The 2,005-nt window shown below is 53.9% G+C and carries 2 pseudogenes; both read right to left on the minus strand.

Features of this window, described 5'->3' with window-relative positions:
* Positions 1-83: 83 nt before the first annotated feature.
* Positions 84-1,727: pseudogene (locus ADJ24_RS08110) on the minus strand (Tn3 family transposase); the annotation flags it as partial.
* 55 nt (positions 1,728-1,782) lie between these two features.
* Positions 1,783-1,995: pseudogene (locus ADJ24_RS25510) on the minus strand (DUF4158 domain-containing protein); the annotation flags it as partial.
* Positions 1,996-2,005: the final 10 nt, after the last annotated feature.

Genomic DNA, 2,005 nt, shown 5'->3' on the forward strand with positions numbered 1-2,005 from the left:
GAGGAAAATCTCTTTTCGGGTCTGACGGCGCTTAGTGCTGAATTCACTATGGGGTTTGAGGGCCAATGGAACGAAAACGTACGCTAAGAAGTTAATTCATTGTTTAAATTGAAATTTAGTTCTCTCAGTTCCCCCTTCAAAATATCCTCCGGTAGCGTAAACGTATAATGCCCCAGCATATTGATATGCCCGTGCATCAGTGGGGACAACCGGGCGATATCTTCAACCCCGATTTCTTCTCCATTACTGCGTATCCAGCTCAGGGCTTCCTGCATATAAAGTGTGTTCCACAGTACCACTGCGTTAGTGACCAGGCCCAGTGCCCCCAGCTGATCTTCCTGACCTTCACGATAGCGCTTTCTGATCTCACCGCGCTGCCCGTAGCAGATCGCCCTCGCCACAGCATGGCGGCCTTCCCCCCGGTTTAGCTGCGTCAGGATCCGCCGACGATAATCCTCATCATCAATATAATTAAGAAGGTACAGCGTCTTGTTGACGCGCCCCACTTCCATGATCGCCTGTGCCAGCCCTGATGGGCGCGAGCTTTTCAGCAAAGAGCGAATGAGTTCTGAAGCATGAATGGTGCCCAGTTTCAGCGAACCGGCGGTTCGCATCATCTCATCCCACTGATCCTCGGCTTTCGACAGATCGGCACAACCACGTGCCAGTTCGTCCAGTGCACCGTAATTTGCCGATTTATCCACTCGCCAGAATACCGCTTCACCGGCATCGGCAAGCCGGGGGGAAAACTGGTATCCCAGCAGCCAGAAGAGGCCAAAAATAATGTCGCTGGTACCGGCTGTGTCTGTCATGATCTCAACCGGATTCAGCCCTGTCTGCTGCTCCAGAAGGCCTTCCAGCACAAAAATGGAATCTCGTAATGTGCCGGGGACAACGATGCCGTGGAATCCAGAGTACTGATCAGAGACGAAGTTGTACCAGGTGATGCCACGTCCGGAACCAAAATATTTTCTGTTAGGTCCTGAATTGACGGTTTTCACCGGCGTGACAAAGCGCATGCCATCAGCTGAAGCCACTTCGCCACCACCCCAGCGGCCAGCAAGCTCCAGTGTGGACTGAAAATCAACCAGGCGGGCATTGGCGCTGACCAGCGTTTCTGCCCGGAGGTAATTCTGTTTTACCCAGCTAAGCCGGTGGCGCGTCAGCGCCGGTATATTGTGCTTTATCAGCGGTTCCAGCCCGATATTGCAGGCCTCTGCCATCAGGACCGCGCACAGGCTGATGTGCAGATCCTGTGCCCGGGCCCCGGATTCACTGACATGCGTAAACTCACGTGTAAATCCCGTTCTGGCATCTATTTCAAGCAACAGTTCCGTCAAATCTACTGGCGGGAGTAGCAGCCTTACCCGACTGTTGAGACGATGCAACGATGGTGGCTCCTCCAGTTTCTCCAGGCTGCTGATAGTCAGGGAAGGATGTTTACCGTCATGGCAAATATGAACCTCCGCATTTCCTTCAAAGCGGGATGCGACGGTTTTCCAGGTTTCATCTAGCTGGACCGCCAACTGTTGCACGCCTTTATGTCCATCAGTGGGATGTCCCAGCGCCCGGCAAACGGGGACCCGCTGAGCCTGCCATTCTTCCCCCTGCAACAGCTTCTCGCGGGGATTTCCCCAGCGATCGCTGTTTTCGAGCCAGATGTCCCTTCGACGTAGTGCATCCTGAAGGCGCTCCAGCAGACAAAGCGAGTAACCGGCACGCTGTAAGGACTTCCGGACGGCGAATATTAAGCTGCACCGCGACAAATTGCTGAACACCTGGCAGAACCCGGGTTAAGTCTGTCAGAAAGGTGCCCAGAAAACGGGCGGTGGTGAGCTGAAGCGCAATTCCCAGCCGGTTATGCCTTCCCCGCCGCTGGTTAATGAAGGCAAGATCCCGCTCATCAAGATGAAAATAGCGCGCCAGCTGCACGTCATTGGGTTCTGCAACATAGCGGGCACTGTTGCAAATAGTCGGTGGTGATAAACTTATCATCCCCTTTTGC

Origin of the sequence: Enterobacter sp. 940_PEND (assembly GCF_001059415.1) — a bacterium.
GTDB lineage: Bacteria > Pseudomonadota > Gammaproteobacteria > Enterobacterales > Enterobacteriaceae > Enterobacter > Enterobacter cloacae_M.